At 64.8% G+C, this 2,036-nt stretch carries 2 protein-coding genes; both read left to right on the plus strand.

Going from position 1 to position 2,036, the window contains the following annotated elements; all coding sequences use genetic code 11:
• Positions 1-873 (plus strand): methyl-accepting chemotaxis protein (locus A9762_RS26950; RefSeq protein ID WP_240493731.1); only part of this gene is annotated, 873 nt, incomplete at its 5' end.
• 204 nt (positions 874-1,077) lie between these two features.
• The coding region (locus tag A9762_RS26955) for a cache domain-containing protein (protein ID WP_170836343.1) at positions 1,078-2,036 on the plus strand (959 nt) is incomplete at its 3' end.

The following is a 2,036-nucleotide window of genomic DNA, read 5'->3' on the forward strand; positions in this document are numbered from 1 at the left end:
ACCGCATCGTCGATGGAGCAACTGACGGCCACCGTGCGTCAGAACGCCGACAACGCCCGTCAGGCCAGCCAGCTCGCCGTGAACGCTTCGGAAATCGCCACGCGTGGCGGTCAGGTGTCCGGTCAGGTCGGTGAAACGATGGACGGCATTTCGACGAGCTCCAGCAAGATCGTCGACATCATCAGCGTGATCGACGGCATTGCGTTCCAGACGAACATTCTGGCGCTGAACGCCGCCGTGGAAGCCGCGCGTGCCGGTGAGCAAGGCCGCGGCTTCGCCGTGGTTGCCGGTGAGGTGCGCACGCTGGCCCAGCGTAGCGCTGCGGCCGCGAAGGAAATCAAGGCGCTGATCGAAGATTCGTCGCGTCGTGTGCAGGACGGCACGGCGCTCGTCGCCCAGCAGGGCCACACGATGAACGAGATCGTGCAGGCTGTGAAGCGCGTCACCGACATCATGGGTGAGATTTCGGCGGCATCCGCCGAACAGTCGAGCGGCATCGAGCAGGTCAACCGCGCGATCACGCAGATGGACGAAGTCACGCAGCAGAACGCGGCACTGGTCGAAGAAGCGGCGGCTGCCGCCGGCTCGCTCGAAGAGCAGGCCAACCGTTTGAAGACGACCGTGTCGGTGTTCCGCGTCGACGCCAGCCAGGCGGGCGCAAGTCATGTCGCCCCGACGCTGGCGGCGCTGCCCGTTGCACGTCCGGCGGCGGTGAAGAAGGCTGCTGCTCCGGCAGCGTCGGCCCCGGCGGCTGCGCCCAAAGCCACGCCCGCACCGGCACCGTTGCGCAAGCCTGCTCCGGCGGCGGCACCGGCGTCAGCCGCGGCGCGCACCGGCACGGACGACGCGAACGGTGATTGGGAAACGTTCTGATCGCGTAACGACGACACAGTAGCGCAGTAACGCAGTAACGCAACAACTTACAGGAACGGTGCACGCGTCTCTCCCCGCGCAGCAGGATCGCGGGGAAGCCAGAGGCGCGTGTCGGCAAGTGGCAACAATCGGCAAGACAAAAGCCGCCGTGTGCGCTGCACCTCAGTGCAGCGTCCCGGCAGGCGGGTGGTGGAGGGTCACATCATGATGCAGTTGAGTCTCAAGGCAAAACTCTGGTCGGCGCTCGCGCTGATGTGGCTGGGTCTTTTGATTCTCGGCGGTTGGGCTGCGTGGCATGAGCGCGGCACGATGACGTCGGAGCGTCGCGCGTCGGTGGAGAATATCGTCACGAGCGCGGATGGCATCGTGCGCGAATACGCCGCACTGGCGGCGGCGGGCAAGATCAGCGTCGACGAGGCGAAGCAGCAGGCGATGGCACGCCTGAAAGCCATGCGCTACGGCGAGGGCGGCAGCGGCTATGTGGTCATCTTCGATACCAAGCCGACTGTGCTCATGCATCCGACGCTCGCCGATCTGGTGAACAAGGACGTCTCCACCTACAAGGATTCGAACGGCAAGCTGCTCTACGTCGAAATGGCACGTGTGGCCAAGGACAAGGGCGCAGGCTTCGTCGATTACTTCGGGCGCGTTGCCGGCAGCGACAAGCGTCTCGCCAAACTCTCGTTCGTGAAGTACTACGCGCCGTGGGACTGGGGAATGATGAGCGGCGTGTATGTGCAGGATATCGACGAGGCCTTCTACGCCACGCTCGCACGCTTCGGCATCGCCTTGCTCGTCATCGGCGCCATCGTCACGGCCGCGATGATCATGATCATCCGTAACGTCCATCGCAGCCTCGGCGGCGAACCCGAATATGCGGCCGAGATCGCGCATCGCATCGCGAGCGGCGATCTGCATAGCCATGTGAACGTGGCGCAGGGCGATACGCAGAGCCTGCTCTACGCCATGCAACGCATGCAGCACACGCTCGCCGGCACCATCTCGCAGATCCGCGAGGGTACCGAGTCGATCACCACCGCCGCCCATGAAATCGCCGCAGGCAACACCGATCTGTCGGCCCGCACCGAACAACAGGCCGCATCGCTGGAAGAGACCGCATCGTCGATGGAGCAACTGACGGCCACCGTGCGTCAGAACGCCGA

The organism is Pandoraea sp. ISTKB (assembly GCF_001721285.1).
Lineage (GTDB): Bacteria > Pseudomonadota > Gammaproteobacteria > Burkholderiales > Burkholderiaceae > Pandoraea > Pandoraea capi.